The sequence below is a fragment of the Salipiger sp. PrR002 genome (assembly GCF_010500775.1).
Classification (GTDB): Bacteria; Pseudomonadota; Alphaproteobacteria; order Rhodobacterales; family Rhodobacteraceae; genus Salipiger.
This window is the reverse complement of sequence record NZ_JAAGOU010000022.1, coordinates 38028-56154: the sequence shown is the minus strand read 5'-3', so window position 1 is coordinate 56154 and position 18127 is coordinate 38028. Positions and strand designations below refer to the sequence as shown.

Annotated in this window: 13 protein-coding genes; 8 read left to right on the top strand and 5 right to left on the bottom strand. The window is 65.3% G+C overall.

Translation table 11 applies throughout. The features are described 5' to 3' along the window. Position 1 precedes the first annotated feature (1 nt). The 3 genes from G0A00_RS18725 to G0A00_RS18715 all read left to right on the top strand — a co-directional run bounded on the left by G0A00_RS18725 (position 2) and on the right by G0A00_RS18715 (position 4568). Positions 2–1066 (top strand): ParB N-terminal domain-containing protein, encoded by a 1065-nt coding sequence (locus G0A00_RS18725; RefSeq protein WP_164184333.1) that lies wholly within the window; start codon positions 2–4, stop codon positions 1064–1066. Between the two features lie 161 nt (positions 1067–1227). Next, complete coding sequence (locus G0A00_RS18720; protein ID WP_164184334.1) at positions 1228–3720, top strand: glycosyltransferase; 2493 nt, start codon at positions 1228–1230, stop codon at positions 3718–3720. After that, complete coding sequence (locus G0A00_RS18715; protein ID WP_164184335.1) at positions 3720–4568, top strand: hypothetical protein; 849 nt, start codon at positions 3720–3722, stop codon at positions 4566–4568. Before G0A00_RS18720 ends, G0A00_RS18715 begins: the two co-directional genes overlap by 1 nt. 6 nt (positions 4569–4574) lie before the next feature. Here G0A00_RS18715 and G0A00_RS18710 read toward each other — a convergent pair whose 3' ends face one another. Then, positions 4575–5483: a hypothetical protein gene (locus tag G0A00_RS18710; protein ID WP_164184336.1), complete on the bottom strand. Its 909-nt coding sequence runs from the start codon at positions 5481–5483 to the stop codon at positions 4575–4577. Between the two features lie 9 nt (positions 5484–5492). Further along, positions 5493–6308, bottom strand: a complete 816-nt coding sequence (locus tag G0A00_RS18705; protein ID WP_164184337.1) for an ABC transporter permease — start codon at positions 6306–6308, stop codon at positions 5493–5495. Between the two features lie 301 nt (positions 6309–6609). Between G0A00_RS18705 and G0A00_RS18700 the strand changes: the two genes are divergently transcribed. Together G0A00_RS18700 and G0A00_RS18695 are read left to right on the top strand one after the other, a co-directional pair. Beyond that, the gene (locus G0A00_RS18700; protein ID WP_368667714.1) at positions 6610–7716 is read left to right on the top strand and encodes a hypothetical protein; all 1107 of its coding nucleotides are present in this window, start codon (positions 6610–6612) and stop codon (positions 7714–7716) included. Positions 7717–7727: 11 nt separating this feature from the next. Further along, positions 7728–8390: an ABC transporter ATP-binding protein gene (locus G0A00_RS18695; RefSeq protein WP_164184338.1), complete on the top strand. Its 663-nt coding sequence runs from the start codon at positions 7728–7730 to the stop codon at positions 8388–8390. A 36-nt stretch (positions 8391–8426) separates the two neighbouring features. Here G0A00_RS18695 and G0A00_RS18690 read toward each other — a convergent pair whose 3' ends face one another. After that, positions 8427–9371 carry a glycosyltransferase gene (locus G0A00_RS18690; RefSeq protein ID WP_164184339.1) on the bottom strand — a complete coding sequence of 315 codons (945 nt, stop codon included), beginning with the start codon at positions 9369–9371 and terminating at the stop codon, positions 8427–8429. A 188-nt stretch (positions 9372–9559) separates the two neighbouring features. Between G0A00_RS18690 and G0A00_RS18685 the strand changes: the two genes are divergently transcribed. From G0A00_RS18685 to G0A00_RS18675, 3 genes are all read left to right on the top strand, one after another. Beyond that, entirely contained in the window at positions 9560–12256 is a 2697-nt protein-coding gene (locus G0A00_RS18685) for a DUF4214 domain-containing protein (protein WP_164184340.1), read from the top strand. A gap of 160 nt (positions 12257–12416) precedes the next feature. Continuing rightward, the gene (locus tag G0A00_RS18680; protein ID WP_164184341.1) at positions 12417–14474 is read left to right on the top strand and encodes a DUF4214 domain-containing protein; all 2058 of its coding nucleotides are present in this window, start codon (positions 12417–12419) and stop codon (positions 14472–14474) included. 137 nt (positions 14475–14611) lie between these two features. Further along, positions 14612–15625 carry a DUF2793 domain-containing protein gene (locus G0A00_RS18675; RefSeq protein ID WP_164184342.1) on the top strand — a complete coding sequence of 338 codons (1014 nt, stop codon included), beginning with the start codon at positions 14612–14614 and terminating at the stop codon, positions 15623–15625. 99 nt (positions 15626–15724) lie between these two features. Here G0A00_RS18675 and G0A00_RS18670 read toward each other — a convergent pair whose 3' ends face one another. Together G0A00_RS18670 and G0A00_RS18665 are read right to left on the bottom strand one after the other, a co-directional pair. Then, positions 15725–17152 carry a mannose-1-phosphate guanylyltransferase/mannose-6-phosphate isomerase gene (locus G0A00_RS18670; RefSeq protein WP_164184343.1) on the bottom strand — a complete coding sequence of 476 codons (1428 nt, stop codon included), beginning with the start codon at positions 17150–17152 and terminating at the stop codon, positions 15725–15727. Between the two features lie 12 nt (positions 17153–17164). Further along, positions 17165–18118, bottom strand: a complete 954-nt coding sequence (locus G0A00_RS18665) for a sulfotransferase family 2 domain-containing protein (protein ID WP_164184344.1) — start codon at positions 18116–18118, stop codon at positions 17165–17167. Positions 18119–18127 lie beyond the last annotated feature (9 nt).

The window sequence follows — 18127 nt, the reverse complement described above, 5'->3', positions numbered from 1 at the left end:
GATGGCCAAGCGCAAGAGACTGACCCCGGTCGAGCCCACCCCCCTCGGAGCCGAGACCGGCCCGGCGGGATTGGAAACGAAATCCATGTTCACCGCCCCCTCGCGGCGGGCCGCGCCAATCGCCGATGTGGCGGCGGGTGCTGCGGCCAGCGCCGCGCTGGAGGAATTGAGCGAGCGCTGGGAAGCGGCGAGGCGCGATGGCAAGCTGGTGCTGGAACTGCCGCTGGAGCAGGTCGAGCTGAACCATCTGGTGCGCGACCGTATGGCCGAGGATCCCGAGGAGGCGCAGGCGCTGCGCGACAGCCTGCGCGCGCGCGGCCAGCAGACCCCGATCGAGGTGGTCGCCCTGCCCGGCCGCGCCGGTTACGGGCTGCTCTCGGGCTGGCGCCGGTGCCGCGCTTTGGCGGCGCTGCGCGAGGAGACCGGGGATGCACGCTTCGGCACGGTGCTGGCGCTGCTGCGTCGCCCCGAGGATGGCCATGCGGCCTACCTCGCGATGATCGAAGAGAATGAGATCCGCGCCAACCTCAGCCATTACGAACGCGCCCGCATCGTGGTGAAGGCCGCCGAGCGCGGCATCTTCAACAGCGAGAAGGATGCGCTGGCAACGCTCTTTGCCTCGGTGCCGCGGGCGCGGCGCTCGAAGATCAATTCCTTCATCGGCATCGTAAAGACCCTCGACAGCGCGCTGCGTTTTCCCGAGGCGCTGAGCGAACGCGCCGGGCTCGAGCTGGCGCAGCAGCTGCGCGACCGCCCGCGGCTGGCGCAGGAAATCTCTGTCGCGCTGAAGGCCGAAGCCCCCGCCGATGCCGGGGCCGAGCGCGAGATCATCACCCGCTGCATGGCGGCGGGTCGCGCGGAGGAGGCCCCCGAGCCCGCGCCCGCGCCGCAGATCGAGAGCCAAACTCACTCTGTAGAGCCGAAAGAGCCACCCGAAACCCTCGCGCAATGGCCCGGGCTCACCCTGCGCCGTCGTGGCTCGCGGCTCGAGATTTCGGGGCCCGCGGCGGATGCCGAGCTGGGTACCGATCTCGCCGCCTGGCTTTCGGCGCGGATGGAGGGGTGAGGCCTGTGGTCGGCATGCTTTGGCAAAATGTTTCGCTGCGAAACAATTTCGCGGGCAGCGCTGTGGCGCGCGCACACCGGGCGGGCGTGGCGTGTGCCCATATGCTTGCGCCGCGCCGTCCGGCCCCGTAAGCCGGGCCGACTGTTTCAAGGAGACGATTTTTGCTGCTCGCCCGGGTTTATCGCATCTTCCTGCGCTACGCGGAGATGAACATCGAGCTGGATCGTCCCGGCGCAGTTTTGCGCGACGAGACCGGCGCGTCCTATGGCGAGATCACCCGCATCGCCCTGCGTCGCCACCGCATCCATGTGGAAGGCTGGGCCGAGGCGGCGCGCATCGGCCTGGCGGTCAACAGCACCCGCGCCTGGGTGGTGCCCGATCTGGTGCAGGCGGGCAGCGCGCGGCGCGGCTTCGCGCTCGATATTCCCTGCGAGACCGGTCCGATCACGCTGGTCGCCGAACGCGGCGAGGGGCAGGAGCCGCTGCGCCAGACCCTGCCCGGCTTCTCGCATGAGGCGCTGCTGCGGGCGCGGGCGCCGATGGCGCTGCGTTTCGTCACCACGCTGGCCCAGCTCGCCCCGGTGATCCACCGCTGGAAGCGTCAGGGCGATCTGGGCGCGCGTGAGGTGGTGAAGGAACGGCTGGGGCTGGTGCCGCGCTCGGATGCCGCCGAGATGCTGCCTGCGCTGCTGCCCGAGGTGCCGCCCGCCGCCGCGTCCGAGCGTGCCGCGACGCTGATCCTGCCGGTCTACAACGCCTTCCATCTGCTGCCCGAGGCGCTGGACCGCATCGCCCGGCATTCCGGCAGCGGCTGGCGGCTGCTGCTGATCGACGATGCCTCACCCGATCCGCAGGTCCGGCCTTTCCTGCGCGACTGGGCCGCGGTGCATCCGCAGGTCACCCTGCTGGAGAACGACAAAAACCTCGGCTTCATCGGCACGATCAATCGCGGCTTTGCCGAGGCGCTGCAGCACTGGCCGGAAGACCCGGTGGTGCTGGTCAATTCCGATGCCATGGTGCCCGAGGGTTGGCTGCCGCGGCTGCTGGCGCCGCTATCGGAGCCCGATGTGGCCTCGGTCACGCCGATGTCCAATGACGCCGAGATCTTCACCGTGCCGGTGATCTGCCAGCGCAACGATCTGGCGCCGGGCGATGTCGACGCGCTCGACGCGGCTGCGGCGGGCTTCGATCCTGTGGCGGGGCTGGCCGAGGCGCCCACCGGCGTCGGCTTCTGCATGGCGCTGGCGCCGGAGTTTCTCGCCCGTATCCCGCAGTTCGACCCGATCTTCGGCCGCGGCTATGGCGAAGAGAATGACTGGTGCCGCAAGGCGGTGGCCATGGGCGGACGGCATGTCTGCGCGCCCAATCTTTTTGTCGAGCACCGCGGTGGCCAGTCCTTCGGCAGTGCCGACAAGCAGCGCCTGCTCGAACGCAACCTGCGGGTGCTCTCGGGGCGCTACCCGGGCTATGACGCCGAGGTGCAGGAGTTTATTCGCCGTGATCCGCTCAACACGCCGCGGCTGGCGCTGGGGCTGGTGCTGGCGGCGCGGCGGCAGACAGGCGCGGTGCCGGTCTACCTTGCTCATGCACTGGGGGGCGGCGCGGAGAACTACCTGCAGGACCGTATCGCCGCCGAGACCAAGGCGGGCCAGTCGGCGCTGGTGCTGCGGGTCGGGCAGGGGCACCGCTGGAAGCTCGAGCTTTACGGCCCCACCGGCATGACCCAAGGGCTCACCAACGATTGGGATCTGGTCGCGCGGCTGGTGGCGCTGCTGCCCGAGCGGCGGATCGTCTATTCCTGCGGCGTGCATGAGCGCGATGCCTCGGAACTGCCGGACCGGCTGCTGGCGCTGGCGGCAAAGCCAGACGGTCAGGGCGCACATCCGGTCGAGATCCTGATGCATGATTTCTTCCCCATCAGCCCCTCTTACACGTTGCTCGGCGCCGATGGCGTCTACCGCGGCGTGCCGGTGGCGGGCGGGCCGCTGGAGGACGATCCGGCACATATCTACGAGCGCCCCGGCGGCGTCATGGCCTCGCTGCGCGACTGGCAGGCGGCTTGGGGCCGACTGATGGCGGCCGCCGAGCGTGTGGTGGTCTTCTCCGGCTCCAGCCGTGATATCGTGGCGCAGGCCTACCCGCAGGCCGCCCCCCGCATCGAGGTGCGCCCACACCAGCTGCCCGCGACGCCGCCGCGTATCGCGTTGGGCGGAGGTGCTGATGGCGTGCCAGTGATCGGCGTGCTGGGCAATATCGGGGTGCAGAAGGGCGCGGCGCTGCTGCAGGACCTGAGCCGGGATCTGGCCCGCTCCAGTGCCGCCCGGCTGGTGGTGCTGGGCCACATCGACCCAAGCTACAAGCTCGCCCCGCCGAGCCTGGTACATGGCAGCTACGAGCTGCGCGATCTGCCGGGGCTGGTGGCGCGCTATGGCATATCGAGCTGGTTCATGCCCTCGATCTGGCCCGAGACCTTCTCCTTCACCACCCATGAGATGCTGGCGACGGGCCTGCCGGTGGTGAGCTTCGACATTGGCGCGCAGGGCGAGGCGGTTGCCCGCGCCGTGGCGCAGGGCGCACCGGGGGCGGTGCTGCCGTTGCCGGAGAGCGGGACCGATCTGGCGGCGGCGCTGCGGTGGCCTGAGGGGGCGGTTTGATGTTTGGTCTCTTTCGGCGCAGACAGGCTGCTCCAGGTCCATTGGCTGAGGAGCTTCTGACCGGGATGGCCCGCGCTGGCGAACACGAGCGCCGGATCGCCGAACTCTGCGCGGGCCCGCTGCGCTTCGAGGGGGATGTTCCGGTGATCAACCGGCCGCTGGTGCTGTTGGCCTTCACCAACCGCTCAGGCTCTACGCTGCTGGGTGAGTACCTTGGCCAGACAGGGCTCTGCGCCCCGGCTGGCGAGTTTCTCAATCACGCGGGTATCCAGGCCCGTGGTGAGGATTTGGAGGGCGGTTTTCCCGAGTATATCGCCCTGCTCGCGGCGCAGGCCGGCGCAGGTCGTGCGCTGGCTCTCAAGGCCTCTTGGGACCAACTCGCTATGCTGTTGCGCTGGAACATCCCGGCGATGTTCCAGTCCTGCACTGTGCTTCATTCGCTGCGGGGTGATCTGCTGCGACAGGCAATCTCGCTCCGGATTGCAGAAGTCTCGGGGCAATGGACCAAAGACCAGCCTGCGCGCGGAACGGAAGGTACCTATCCAGCCTCAAACTCCGATCTGGCCCCAGCTCTGACTCCCGATCAGATCGCCCGTACCATGGCTGCTCTGCAGCAGGCCAACCTGCGCATCCAACTGCTCACCGAGGCGGCGGGGTTGCCGCGTTGGGAGGTCTCTTATGAGGCGATGAGCGTCACCCCCGAGCGTCATTTGCCGGAGGTTCTGGGCGCCGCGGGACTGGCTGAGGTAGGCTGGCGGCCCACGGTGCCGCGGCTGCGCAAGCAGGCCGGGGACCACAACGCTGCACTGGCCGAGGCCTTTCTGTCCGCGCTGAGGGCGCGGCTCTGAGCGGTTTCAGGAGGCAGTTGCCGTCTCCGGTTGCGGATCGACGGGAAATAGATCCTCGTCGCGCTTGAGAAAACGGCGCGAAATCTGCCGGTTCTTGGCACGGTAGAGCGCCTCGATTACCTGCCGGGTCTCGGGCGAGAGGAGCTCGTGCCGGTAAAAGGCTGGAGCGCGGTGCTTTGCAAGGATGCGGCTGCGCGCGGCTTGCAGACGCATTGGGTTATCAGCGTGACGACGGTTGGCCTCAAGCATCTCAGCCATTCCCCGGGCAGTAAGCCCGGGGTTGAGTTCCGCTGTTTTTAGCGAAAGCGGTCCGCGATCAAGCCCTATCAACTCGGCTATGTCCGAGACGATGTCACCGTTCTTCATGTGCGCTTTCTGGTAACGCCGCACGATGATCGCTTGCGGCCCGAGACCAAGCGCGGCCACGTTAAGATAATGCTGATATTCCAACCGTGGCGCGATCTGCGCCATGAAATCGAGGATCCCGCGCTGCTCACCAACAGATTTGACGTTGTGGTTGTAGAGCGACTCTATCATCTCAGCTTGGGGACGTAGGTAGCATATAAGCTGAATCTCGTAGCTCGCGAAGATTTCGGCGATGAGCTTGAAGGGCTCGGCTCCGGGCATGGTTGGGAAAGGCAGCAGCGCGAATTCTTCGGAGGAGATCATGACTTTGGGCAGCGCCTTCGCGTCGGCCTCCTCGCGCATGGCGGTCCAGAACTGGCGCGCCTTGCCACGGTGACGGAGCGCGTAGGCCAGTTCGTGATGTCCCCAATTCGCGGCTTTCTCCGATAGCCCCGTTTCGGGGTAGAGAATGCCCTGCTCGCGTAGCGCCGGGCGGTTGTCGTGCAGTGTCTTTTGCAGGCTTGTGGTACCGGTCTTGTGCAGGCCGACGTGGATATAGAGCGTGGGCATGAAGGAGATTTACCGCGTGAGGATGTCGGCGTGGAAGCGTTTCAGCAGCAGCAGGCCGAGCGTAAGGCTTATACCGGAGATGCTCAGGACGTAGGTGTAGGAGACATAGGTTGCATCATAGGTCGGATAGAAACCCTCGCGCATGAGACCGACAATATGAACGAGAGGGTTGTACCAAAGATAACCCTGATATGGCTCGGGGATGGTCTGGTAGAGGAAGAAAATGCAAGAGATGATGAACAGCGGTTTTGTGGCAATTCCCCAAGCTTTCTGGAACAGCGGGAAGCGTGTGAAAACATAACACATTAGCGTGCCAAGACCGAGGCCGAGGAAAGCCGCCAAGGCGAAGCTTTCGAAGATCTTTGGAAAATCCAACGTAACCCTCGTATCGTAAAGGATCATGATCCCGCCGAAAACGATGTAGCTGACAAGCAACTTCGTCATCACCTCAAGGATAAAGCGTCCAAGGATAGCGTCGATGAAGGTTACAGTGGGGTAGGCAAGTAAAGGTTTGGAGAAGTTTAGCGCACTGGCGATCTTGCCCTGTAGGTCGGTGTACATGAGGAACGGCATCATGCCGGTGGCGTAGAACATTGGAAAGCTAATCCCCAGAGCGGGGGCTCGCATGATCGCGGAGAACGCGAGTGAGAGCATCACGATGCCCCCCACTGGTTCAAGGATGGCCCAGATGTAGCCGCCCGGCGAGCGACCGTAGCCGGTAGCCATCTCGCGTAGGATTAGTGCAGCCACGGCACGGGCGCTGGGAAAAGACCGCTTACCAGAGATGGTCGGCGTGGCGGGAGGGGCGAAGTCTGTCGAGCTCATACCGAGGCCTTTGAATTCTGGTATCTTGTTTCTGTCCGGTGTATTAGCATCTCGATCCGGCAATTGACATTCCAATGGGGAACGTTTGACACAACCCGCCAAGGACAAGGCTTCCGACCCTGCACAGGGTCAGCCGCAGCAGGGCGGCAACGCCCCAGCCCGCCCCGGTCCCGCACAGAATAAAGCTCCTGAACAGGCACAGCCTTCGGCTGTGCAGCAGCCTAGGCCGCAGAATGTGGGCGGCCAGCAGGGCCCGAAGCCAGCAGCGCAGCAGGCGGGCAGTACACATCCTCCTGCCGGTGTGGCGAAGCCGCAGAGACGACACAAGCTGATGCTGCTGAGCTTCGTTGCCAGCGTGATCCTGCCCAGTATCTTAACTGCGCTTTATCTGTGGCTGGTGGCCGAAGACCAATACGCCTCCAGGGTGGGCTTCACCGTGCGCCAGGAGGATGCCGCTTCGGCGGTCGACCTGCTGGGCGGGCTGTCGAGCCTGTCGACATCGAGCTCGTCCGACACTGATATCCTCTACGAGTTCATCCAGAGCCAGAAGCTGGTGTCGGATATCGACGAACAGATCGACCTGCATGCAATCTGGACACCTCCCGGCTGGGACCCCGTGTTCAAGCTCGAAAAAGATGCTTCGATCGAAGAACTCATGGGCTACTGGGAGGACATGGTCCGGATCTCCTACAGCTCGGGGCTGATCGAGGTCGAGGTCCGTGCGTTCCGACCCGAAGACGCGACGCTGGTGGCTCAGACCCTGCTGGATGAAAGCGCGGATGTTATCAATGAGCTTAGCTCGGTCGCCCGCGAGGATGCGATCAGCTATGCCCGCGACGAGCTTGATGAGGCGGTGGAGCGGCTTAAGGAAGCCCGCGAGACGGTCACCCGCTTCCGCAATGAGAACCAGTTGGTCGACCCGCAGATGGACCTGCAGAGCCAGGCTGGGCTGTTGGGCACGCTGCAAGGGCAGGAGGCGGAGCAGATCATCGAGCTCGACCTGCTGCTCGAGACCTCGCAGCAGAACGATCCACGTGTCTCCCAGGCTGAGCGCCGTCTTGAAGTGATCCGCTCGCGGATTGCTGCCGAGCGTCAGAAGCTCGGCTTCGAGGGTGGCACGGGGCCGGGCGGGCAAGCCTTTGCCGATCTGGTCGGCGAATACGAGCGGCTGACCGTGGACCGCGAATTTGCCGAGCAGTCCTATGTCTCGGCGCTGGCCGCCTATGATGCGGCGCGCGCCGATGCCAAGCGTAAGAGCCGCTATCTGGCTGCTTATATGCAGCCAACCTCGGCTCAGACTGCGGAATACCCCAAGCGGGCGACCCTTCTGATGGTAACCGCTCTGTTCCTCTTCCTGCTATGGGCAACTGTCGTGCTTGTGCTCTACTCGGTCAAGGATCGCCGCTAGGAGGCCAAATCGTGATCCGTTTCGAGAATGTTACCAAGGTCTTTGCGCTTGAAGGTAAGCGTAAGACCATCATGCAAAACGTGTCGATGACCTTTCCGACGGGGCGTTCGGTGGGACTCTTGGGGCGCAACGGCGCGGGTAAGTCGACGCTGCTGCAGATGATCGCTGGTACCATGCCCGTTACCTCCGGGAAGCTATCTTCCACGGGCTCAATTTCTTGGCCGGTAGGCTTTGCTGGCTCATTTCACCCTGAGCTGAGCGGCGCTCAGAACTGCCGCTTCATAGGCCGCATCTACGGCGTGGATACCGACGAACTTATAGCCTTCGTTGAGGACTTTGCCGGGCTCGGGGTGCATTTTCATCTGCCACTAAAGACCTATTCTTCTGGTATGAAATCACGGCTCGCTTTCGGGACTTCTATGGGGATCGCCTTTGACACCTACCTAGTGGACGAAATTACTGCAGTAGGTGATGCCTCATTCCGGGCGCGCAGCGATGCGCTGTTCAAGCAGCGTATGCGCAACGCTGGAGCGGTTGTCGTGAGCCACTCCATGGGGCAGATTCGTCAGCTCTGTGATGCGGTGGTGGTGCTGGAAGGTGGGCATCTGACCTTCCACGACGATGTCGATAGGGGCATCCGCGAGCATGAGCAGAACATGAAGCGTCGAGCCTGACGCTCCAAACCTCCCGTTTTAGAGCCTGTATTAACCTCAGACCCGCCCCAGTGCGGCGGCGAGATAAAGACTGGCGGTGGTCAGCCGGGTCTGTCGGTGCAGCCCCAGCCGCCGAAAGGTCAGCAGCCGGCCCGGGCCGGGGTGCGGCTTTGCGGCGCGCAGTTCGGTGATCAGGGTGCGGTTTTCCTCGGTGAGCAGGCCCGACACCCGGTCGAGCGCGGTGAGGTTGGCGGCGAGCCAGCGTGCGTAGCTGCGGCCCAGCACCATGCGGGCGCGGCGCAGCTTGGGCGCCAGCCCCTGATGCGCGCCGACCGCATTGGTGCGGTGCTGGCGGTAGTAGATCAGCAGCGCCGGATCGACGATCACTGTGCCGCCGGCGCCGCTGACCAGCTGGTAGAGCCACCAGTCGTGATGCGGGATATCGGCGGGCACTCCGGCGCGGCGCACCAGTTCCAGCGCCCCGGCGCTGAGCGTGGCGCTGTGGCCGCTGATCACATTCTGGGTCAGCGCGTTGCGGAAACACGGCGCGCGGCGGGGCTGGCGCGAGCGCCCGATGACCCGTAGCGCCACGTCGGTGTGGTAGCTCTGCGCCCCCCAGAGCGCCAAGGGGCCGGCGTCTTTCAGCGCTGAAAGCGCCAGCCGCAGCTTGCCGGGCAGCCAGACGTCGTCCTGATCCGACAGCGCCGCCGGTCCGGCGGGCAGGTCGGGATGGCACAGCAGCGACAGGAAATTGGCGGCATGGCCGCGCTGCGGGCCCTGTACGATGCGCACTTCGCGGCGGTGGCACTCGGCGGCCTGAAAGGCACGCAGGATCTCCAGTGTGCCGTCGGTGGAGCCATCGTCGCTGACCCAGAGGTCCCAAGCCTCGTGGTTCTGCGCGAGATAGCTGTCGAGTTGCTCCTGCAGGTGCGCGGCGCCGTTCCATGTGGCCAGAAGGATGGTGATCCGGGGCAAACCCTCAGCGGGCAGGGCGGGGGTCATAGAAATCTCGTGTCGGCGGCGACGGGGAGTGGCGCGACGATGCCGGAGCGGGGGCACCGGCGCAAGCTGTTCTGCGGGTTTGTCGTAAAATCTGGTGCCTATACCACAAATTTGCCGCGCGCTCCGATCGCTTGGCGCCATCCGTCGCTGCCAGTCAGATGCGGGGGCCTGATCGCGGGCTGCGGTGGATGGTACAGTTGCGCCATATGGCGACGCGGCTCGATGGGCCGCAGACGCATATGACCTCGGTCAGCGGGCTGCTGACGGTGGTTTCGGAGGGCGGCGTGCTGCGGCTCTACAGCGCCAGCGGAGCCGGCGGCGGGTTGCTGGCGCGAGGCTCTGATCTGGCGCTGCAAGACGCAGCCCATTACGGCGCTGGCGCAGGACTCGACGCGCCGCGCTGGCTTGAGCAGTTGCAGATGGGCGGCGCTGACCTGCTGCTGGCACCGGGACGCTACGGCAGCACCCTCGAGGGCTGGGAGATCTCGGCCAATGGGGATCTGTCGGAGCAGAACCTGTCGCTGCGGATGCAGGGCGCTGCGCCGCAGGCGCTGCTGGCGCTCGACCACCTGAGCATCAGTGGGCAGGACTTCGTGATCACGGCCGGGCGGCAATCGGCGGGCGTGCATATCTGGCGGCTCGAAGGCGAGACGCTGGTGGCGCAGCCCCGGGACGTGCAGGCGCAGACGCCGGGTCAGGTCAGCGCGATCGAGGTGGTCGGAGAGGGCGCACAGAGCCGGGTTCTGGCTCTCTCCGCTGAGAAGAACAGTCTCTATTCTTACGCAATATCCACCGAGGGGCAGCTGTCGGACGTGCAGCGGCTCGACCTGCAGGATGGGCTTTTCCTCGACCGGCCGACCGTGCTGAAGACTGTCGACCTGGCCGGGCAGACTTATGCGCTTGTGGGAGCGGCCAATGGTGTGATCGCCGTGGTGGCGCTGGGGGCAGGCGGCAGGATGCAGCTTACCGACCTTATCGGTGACGACCTGCAGACCCGATTTGCCGGGGTCACCGCGCTGGAGACGGTGAGTTGGGGCGGGCAGATCTATGTGGTGGCCGGGGGCAGCGACGACGGGCTCAGCCTGATGACCCTGCTGCCCGGCGGGCGGCTGCTACATGTGGACACGCTGGCGGATGATGCGGTCATGGCGCTGAGCAATCCCGCGGCGCTGGCGCTGACGGCGGATGCGGAGGGGCTCGACATCTATGTGGCCGGCACCGCGCCGGAGAGTGCGGGCGGCAGCGGGATCTCTCGGATCAGGGTCGATCTGGGGCAGGAGGGCAACACCATCGGCCCTGCGGGTGCGGCGCAGAATCTTGCGGGCAGCGCCGGGCGCGACCAGATCCACGGTGCTGGCGGGAACGACACGCTGTCGGGGGGCGCCGGCGACGATGTGCTGATTGACGGGCCGGGGCAGGACCGGTTGAGCGGCGGGTCGGGGGCGGATGTCTTCGTCTTCACCGCCGATGGGCAGACCGATCGGATCACCGATTTCGAACGGGGCATCGACCGGCTCGACCTGTCCGATCTCGGGCGGTTCTACACGGTGGAGGCGCTTGATATCCAGAGCACTGCCCGCGGTGCGCGCATCGTGGTGAACCGCGAGGTCACCCAGGTTGATAGCGCAGACGGTCGTCCATTGAATGCCGGGGATTTCGACATCTCGGATCTGCGCGACCTGTGGCACATCGACAGCAGCGCGATTCCCGCTGCGCCGCTGTCGATAAGCGGCACCGGGGGTGCCGACCTGTTGCAGGGCCGTGAGGCGGCCGACACGCTGGAGGGCGGGCCGGGGGCGGATATCCTGCGCGGCGGAGAGGGCAATGACCTGCTCATCGGCGAGGCCCCGGACCCCGTGTTTGACCCTGTTTCGGGGCAGGTCTTCCGTCTTTACCAAGCGACGCTCGACCGCGCGCCCGACCTGCAGGGGCTGGTGAACTGGAGCGCTCGGCTGATCTCCGGCGAGCGCGAACTGGCCTCGGTCGCTGCGGGATTCACCAATTCGGCCGAGTTTCGCAAAACCTATGGCGCGCTGGATGACCGGGGTTTCGTCACGCAGCTCTACAACAACGTGCTGGACCGCGATCCCGATGCCGGTGGTCTGGCGGGCTGGACGGCGCGGCTCGAGGCCGGCATGAGCCGCGCGCAGGTGGTGCTGGGGTTTTCCGAAAGCGCCGAGTTCAAGGCGGGCACTGCCGCCGCGGCCAATGCCTTCAGTCTTGGCGGGCTGCAGCAGGGCTGGAGCGACGATGTCTTTCGGCTCTATCAGGCGACATTGGACCGCGCGCCGGATCTCGGCGGGCTGCTGGGCTGGTCCGGGCGGCTGGCCGAGGGGCAGGCCTATCTGGGCGTGGTCAACGGTTTCGTGCAGAGCGCCGAGTTCCAGAACACCTATGGCACGCTCGGGCACGCGGGGTTCGTCGCGCAGCTCTACCGCAACGTGCTGGACCGCGAGGGCGACGCCGCCGGGCTGGAGAACTGGACGGGGCGGCTCGAGGGCGGCATGAGCCGCGCAGAGGTGGTGCGGGGCTTTGCCCAGAGCGCCGAATTCGTCGCCGCCACCGCCCCGGATCTGCTGGCATGGATGCGCGACACGGGGGCGGATGACCTGCTCGAAGGCGGGGCTGGGCACAACCTGCTGGTCGGCGGGCTTCTGTCAGATTGTTTTTCCTTCCACGCCGGGGAGGCGGGCGAGCACGATATCGCTGGGCTGGAGCGCTGGGATCTGCTGCGCTTCGAGGGGTTCGGCTATACCGAGGCGGCGGATGTCCGGGCGCATCTGGTGCAGGATGACAACGCTATGGTGTTTTCGGATCAGGGTACCCGCGTCATCCTGCATGGTGTCGATCAATCTGATATTCATGATGACATGTTCCTGTTCTAGCACCCGCCCGCCGGTCCCGTGCTTGCAGCGCCGCGGCAGCCTTGTGCCTGCGGCGCGTGTGTAAGTCCGGGTTGCGGAAAGACGGAGGGGCGGCGGGGACGAACACCGAGGCAGCCCCCGAAGACCCCGCAAGAGACCCGAACAGGACGCACAGGACGCCATGTCGAGCCAGACCCCCACCGCCTTCGAGCAGCTGATGCTGGAATATATCAACCGCGCCCGGATCGATCCGCAGGGCGAGTTTGCCGCGATGATCGCTGACGCGGCGAGCGGGACCGCGGTGCAGGCCAATATCACCAATGCGCTGGGGTATTTCGGTGTCGATCTCGATCTCTTCGCCGAACAGCTGGCCGAGTATGATCCGGTGGCGCCGCTGGCTTGGAACAGCGCGCTGGCCGCGGCGGCGGAAGATCATTCGCAGGCGATGATCGATGCCGATATGCAGGGCCACCAGATGGACGGGGAGGCCAATCTCAGCACCCGGATCGAGGCGGCAGGCTACGATGGCTGGTCGCGGCTGAACGAGAACGTCTTTGCCTATACGCAGGACCCACTGCACGGGCATGCGGGTTTCTATATCGATTGGGGCGCGGGCACCGGCGGCATGCAGAACCCGGCCGGGCACCGCAACGCCATCCTCTCGGGCACCGTCACCGAGATCGGCATCGGCGTGCTCGAGGCGCCGGATGGGCTCGACGTCGGCCCCTATGTGGTGACGCAGGATTTCGGCACGCGCTCGGAGTATCAGGCGCAGCTGCTGGGCGTGGTGATCGACGATGCCGATGGCGACGACTTCTACGACATCGGCGAGGGGCTGGGCGGCATCACCGTCACCGCCACCGGCGCGAGCGGCACCTATACCACCACCAGCTGGGCCTCGGGCGGTTATCAGATGGTGCTGCCGAGCGGTGTCTACGAGCTTAGCTTCACCGGCGCCGGGATCGACGGCGCGGTCAGCTATACGATCAGCATGGGGTCGGAGAACCTCAAGGTCGATGCGATTGCCGATGAGGCACAGGCGGTGCAGGAAGAAGCGGTCGAGACGGTGCTGCGCGGCAGCACCGGCGCCGAGGCGCTGAATGGCAGCGATGGCTACGATCAGGTGCTGATTGGCAATGGCGGTGCCGATACGCTGACCGGTGCATCGGGAGATGATACGCTGATCGGCGACGATCTGGACCCGCAGCATCTGCCCGAGCTTTCGGGGCAGGTGTTCCGGCTCTATCAGGCCACGCTGGGCCGCAGCCCCGATGCCAGCGGTTTTGCCGGCTGGACCGAGCGTCTGCTCACCGGCGAGCGCACGCTGGCAGAAGCGGCGGCGGGCTTCACCGGCAGCCTTGAGTTCCAGAATACCTATGGCGCGCTCACCGATACAGCGTTCGTCGCGCAGCTCTATCGCAACGTGCTGGACCGTGAGGCTGATGACGGCGGGCTGGCCGGCTGGACTGCACGGCTCAAGGACGGCATGAGCCGCGAGCAGGTGGTCTTGGGCTTCTCGGAAAGCGCCGAATTCGTCTCAAGCACCCGCGGCGCGGTTTATAACGCTGCGGTTGCGGCCTCGGCGCAGGGATGGGGAGACGATGTGTTCCGGCTTTATCAGGCGACGCTGGATCGTGCGCCGGATGCTGCCGGCTTCGAGGCTTGGAGCACCCGTCTGGCCGAGGGGCGCGAGTATCTGAGCGTGGTCGACGGCTTCGTGCAGAGCGCCGAGTTCCAGGCGACCTATGGCGCGCTCGGTAGCGCGGGCTTCGTCGGTCTGCTCTATCGCAACGTGCTGGGCCGCGAGGGCGACGCGGCCGGGCTGGAGAGCTGGACCGGACGGCTGGACGCAGGCATGAGCCGCGCGGAGGTGGTGCGCGGCTTTGCCCAGAGCACCGAGTTCGCGGCCGCCACCGCCGATGCGCTGGAAAGCTGGATGCGGGCGCAGGGCACGGATGATGTGCTGGACGGTGGCGATGGGGAGAACCTTCTGATCGGCGGGGCAGGGTCGGATATCTTCGTCTTCTCCGCCAGCTCGGGGGGCACCTCCACCGTGGCCGATTTCGAGGCTTGGGACACGCTGCGCCTCGAGGGCTTCGGCTTCGCCGACGAGGCGACGGCCCGCGCGGCCTTCGTGCAGGAGGGCGACGATCTGGTGCTGGCGCAGGGCGATCTGGCGCTGACGTTGCTGGACACCGAGCTTGAGTTCCTGACCGGAGCACGGCTCGAACTGGCCTGATCGGGGCTGATTTCGACCCTGTTTTGGGGGTTTGCGCCGTTGCGCCCGGAACGCTCCGGGCGCACGGTAGGGCCGCATTCGCTTAACTCGTGCGTCTCACCCTCTGCGCAAAGCCCACGGCGCAGGGAGACCCGTTAATGTCCGAGCTATCCGCCAACCTGTCGCTGCCCTTTCTGGCACCGGCGCAGGCGCAGAAACATGTCACCCACAACGAGGCGCTGACGCTGCTCGATGCGGTGGTGCAGCTGGCGGTGCTGAGCCGCTCGATGGCCGCGCCGCCTGCCGCTCCTGAGACCGGGGCTCGCTACATTCTGCCTGCCGGTGCCAGCGGTGGCTGGGCAGGGCTGGAGGCCGGGGCGCTGGCGCTCTGGGATGGCACGGCCTGGCGAGTCTTCGGGCCGGGTGCTGGCTGGCGGGTCTTCGTGCTGGATGAGGCGGTGGAACTGGTCTGGCGCGGGGGCGACTGGCAGGCGATGCCGCTGCCGCCGCAGGGGCAGACCGGACTGCTGGGGGTGAATGCCGCGCCCGATATGACCAACCGCCTTTCGGTCGCCGCGGCGGCGAGCCTGCTCAGCCACGAGGGGGCGGGGCACCAGTTGAAGATCAACAAGGCGGCGGCGGGCGACACCGGCAGCCTGCTTTTTCAGACCGGCTGGTCGGGGCGGGCCGAGATGGGCTGCGCGGGCAGTGATGAGTTCTCGGTGAAGGTCTCGGAGGATGGCGCGTCTTGGCGGACGGCGCTCAGCTTTGAGGCCGCCTCTGGGCGGGCGCATGCGCCACAGGGCGTGCGGGTGGATGGTACGCTCAGCGGCTCGGGAGTGCTGGGCACCGTGGCGCAGCTGGCGGGGGAAAGCACCGGCGCGTTGCTCGAGACCGGAGAGGGCGCCGGGGGTGCCTACCTCCGGCTCGCCGATGGCACTCAGATCTGTTGGCACACGCTGACCAGCAGCGCCGCGGGTGCGGTGAGTTGGAGCTACCCGGCGGATTTCGCAGCGCCGCCAGTGGTGACCGGCAACTGCGCCTCGGGCGGCGCGCATCTGCTGTCGGCGGGATCGGTGGCGGCGGGCTCGGCCGGGATCTCGGCTTGGGACCTGACCGGCGCGCGGGTTGCTGTGGGCAGCGCGGTGATGGCGGTCGGACGTTGGGTCTAGGCCTGTGTCAGAGACAGGTCGGGAACAAAAAAACCGGCGCCGCGGGGCGCCGGTTGGTCTGTTTGTGGGGGGCTACCGGATGCGTAGCGCGTCCCCGGATCAGCCCTTGGCACCCTGACCGCGGGCGTATTTATCCTCGTAGCGGGTGATATCATCCTCGCCGAGATAGCTGCCGGTCTGCACCTCAATAAGCACCATCGGCACCTTGCCGGGGTTCTCCATCCGGTGCACGGCACCGAGCGGGATATAGACCGACTGGTTCTCGGTGAGCAGTTGCACCTTGTCGTCGACGGTGACCTTGGCGGTGCCCGCCACGACTATCCAATGCTCGGAGCGGTGCACATGGCTTTGCAGGGACAGCGAGGCGCCGGGGTGCACATGGATGCGTTTGACCTGAAAACGGTCGGCCAGCACCAGCGTCTCGTACCAGCCCCAGGGGCGGTGATCGACGGGGAAGTGCTGCGCCTGCTTGGCACCGCGCGCCTTGAGCTCCTTCACCGCCTTCTTGACGTTCTGGCTTTCCGAGATATCGGCGACCATCACCGCATCGCGCATGGCCACGGCGACGGTGTTCTTCAGTCCGATGCCGACCAGTTCGATCTCGCCTGTTTCCGAGCGCAGCAGTGTGTTCTCGCAGTCGAAAGCAGTGGTGTGCTCGGACAGAGCGTTGCCCTTCTCGTCCTTCTCGGACTCCAGCCAGACCGACTCCCAGCCGCCGAGATCCGACCAATGGCCGTCGAAGCGCACCACCGAGACGTTCTCAGCCTTCTCCATCACCGCGTAGTCGATGGAATCCTCGGGCACCTGCGCCCAGAGGTCCGGGTCGAGCCGGGTGAAGCTCAGATCCTCGTGTCCGGCCTCCAGCGCCGCCTCGACGGCAGCATAGATTTCCGGTGCATGTGCCTTGAAAGCGGCGATGAAGGTCTGTGCCGACGCGAGGAACACACCGGCATTCCACAGGTAGCGCTTGTCGCCGAAGAGCTCTTCGGCGCGGGCGGCATCGGGTTTTTCGACAAAACGGGTCAGCGCGTGCACGCCGTCGTGGGTGGCCTCGCCGGCCTCGAGCCAGCCGTAACCGGTCTCGGCGCGAGTGGCGGCGATGCCGAAGGTGACGATCTGCCCCTCTTCGGCGGCGACGCGGCCTTTGGCGACAGCAGCACGGAACGCCTCGGGGTCAGCCACCGCGTGGTCTGAAGGGACCAGCAGGATCATCGTGTCGGGATTGGCCTTGGCGGCAAAGAGCGCCGAAGCGATGGCCGCGGGCGCGGTGTTGCGCCCCTCGGGTTCGATCATGATCCCCGCTGCCTTGAGGCCGATATCGTCAAGCTGCTCGGTGACGATGAAGCGGAAGTCGTTGCCGGTCACCACCACGGGGTCGGAAAAGCCATTCCCCGTGAAGCGCCGGGCCGAGGCCTGAAACAGGCTCTCCTCGCCGATCACATCGGTGAACTGCTTGGGATAGCTCTTGCGCGACAGCGGCCAGAGCCGAGTACCGGAGCCGCCGCAGAGCAGGATGGGGGTGATCATGTTTGAAACCGTTTAAGTGTTAGGATCAGAAGCAAAGTAGGCAGATTTACAGATTTCGTAAAACTTGTTGTCCCAGTAGTTGAATTGATCGAAGAGCTCTTTCTGGGGCGCGTTCAGTTGTGCGAGAACCGGTGCGATTTCGGTCTTTTCCGGTGCCATGTTCAGCCGAGTATCCTTATGGCCGGAAATGATCTTCCGCTTGGTTAGACGTTCAAGGAAGTCGTCGAAATATTCGGTGAAGCCGTAGACAATATCTTCGGCGAAAATATTGTGCAGAGCTTTTTGGAACAGCTTTTCTTCCTGACCGATGCTTTCAATCTGGCGTGCGTAACCGGCAAGTCGCCGGACCTGTCCGTTGTCGGACTCCAGACGAACTTCGGGTGTGTCAGCGGCATATTCCAAGAAATCGCCGAAGCTCATCTTCTTTTTGGCAACTTGGACATGAAGGGGGTGGTCCGTAATGCGCTGTATGTAGCGGAAGTAGCTCAGAAGCCGGTTGCCGGGATCCCGTAGCACTGTGATGTAGGCGCAACTTTGTGGCAGGTGGCGTGCGACACCATGAGAAAGATGGCCAAAGATGAAGCGTAGTTCGCTTCGGCGCTGCAGCCCAAGTCCACTGAGATGCTGTAGATTATTGTCGCCGACCGTCATGTGGGTGGTTTGCGGGCAGGTTGGTGCGAGGATTGCGGTCAGCGTGCTCCCAGCGGATTTCGGTACGTGCAGGTGAATCAGCGTTTTCGCCTTTTCGGGTGTTGTGGTGCCCGAACCGCTGACCGCTTGCTGAACCCAACCGTTCTTTTTCTGGAATTCTGGCGAGTTCAGGAAAGTACGGCGGATGCTGTCGTAGTTGTGCCCATGCTCATGCATACGGTCCAGTTCGGACTCGTTTGGCTTTCGTCCTAGGAAGAGCTGATAAGCGTGCCTGATATCTTCACGACTCAATTCCGGCGTTTGCGTGTTCGTCATGTTCGTGTG

Bases quoted from the DNA above. Each gene is read 5' to 3' on its own strand.
- G0A00_RS18725 (WP_164184333.1), top strand. From the start codon at position 2: ATGGCCAAGCGCAAGAGACTGACCCCGGTCGAGCCCACCCCCCTCGGA.
- G0A00_RS18715 (WP_164184335.1), top strand. From the start codon at position 3,720: ATGTTTGGTCTCTTTCGGCGCAGACAGGCTGCTCCAGGTCCATTGGCT.
- G0A00_RS18710 (WP_164184336.1), bottom strand. From the start codon at position 5,483: ATGCCCACGCTCTATATCCACGTCGGCCTGCACAAGACCGGTACCACA.
- G0A00_RS18705 (WP_164184337.1), bottom strand. From the start codon at position 6,308: ATGAGCTCGACAGACTTCGCCCCTCCCGCCACGCCGACCATCTCTGGT.
- G0A00_RS18690 (WP_164184339.1), bottom strand. From the start codon at position 9,371: ATGACCCCCGCCCTGCCCGCTGAGGGTTTGCCCCGGATCACCATCCTT.
- G0A00_RS18685 (WP_164184340.1), top strand. From the start codon at position 9,560: ATGGTACAGTTGCGCCATATGGCGACGCGGCTCGATGGGCCGCAGACG.
- G0A00_RS18680 (WP_164184341.1), top strand. From the start codon at position 12,417: ATGTCGAGCCAGACCCCCACCGCCTTCGAGCAGCTGATGCTGGAATAT.
- G0A00_RS18675 (WP_164184342.1), top strand. From the start codon at position 14,612: ATGTCCGAGCTATCCGCCAACCTGTCGCTGCCCTTTCTGGCACCGGCG.
- G0A00_RS18670 (WP_164184343.1), bottom strand. From the start codon at position 17,152: ATGATCACCCCCATCCTGCTCTGCGGCGGCTCCGGTACTCGGCTCTGG.
- G0A00_RS18665 (WP_164184344.1), bottom strand. From the start codon at position 18,118: ATGACGAACACGCAAACGCCGGAATTGAGTCGTGAAGATATCAGGCAC.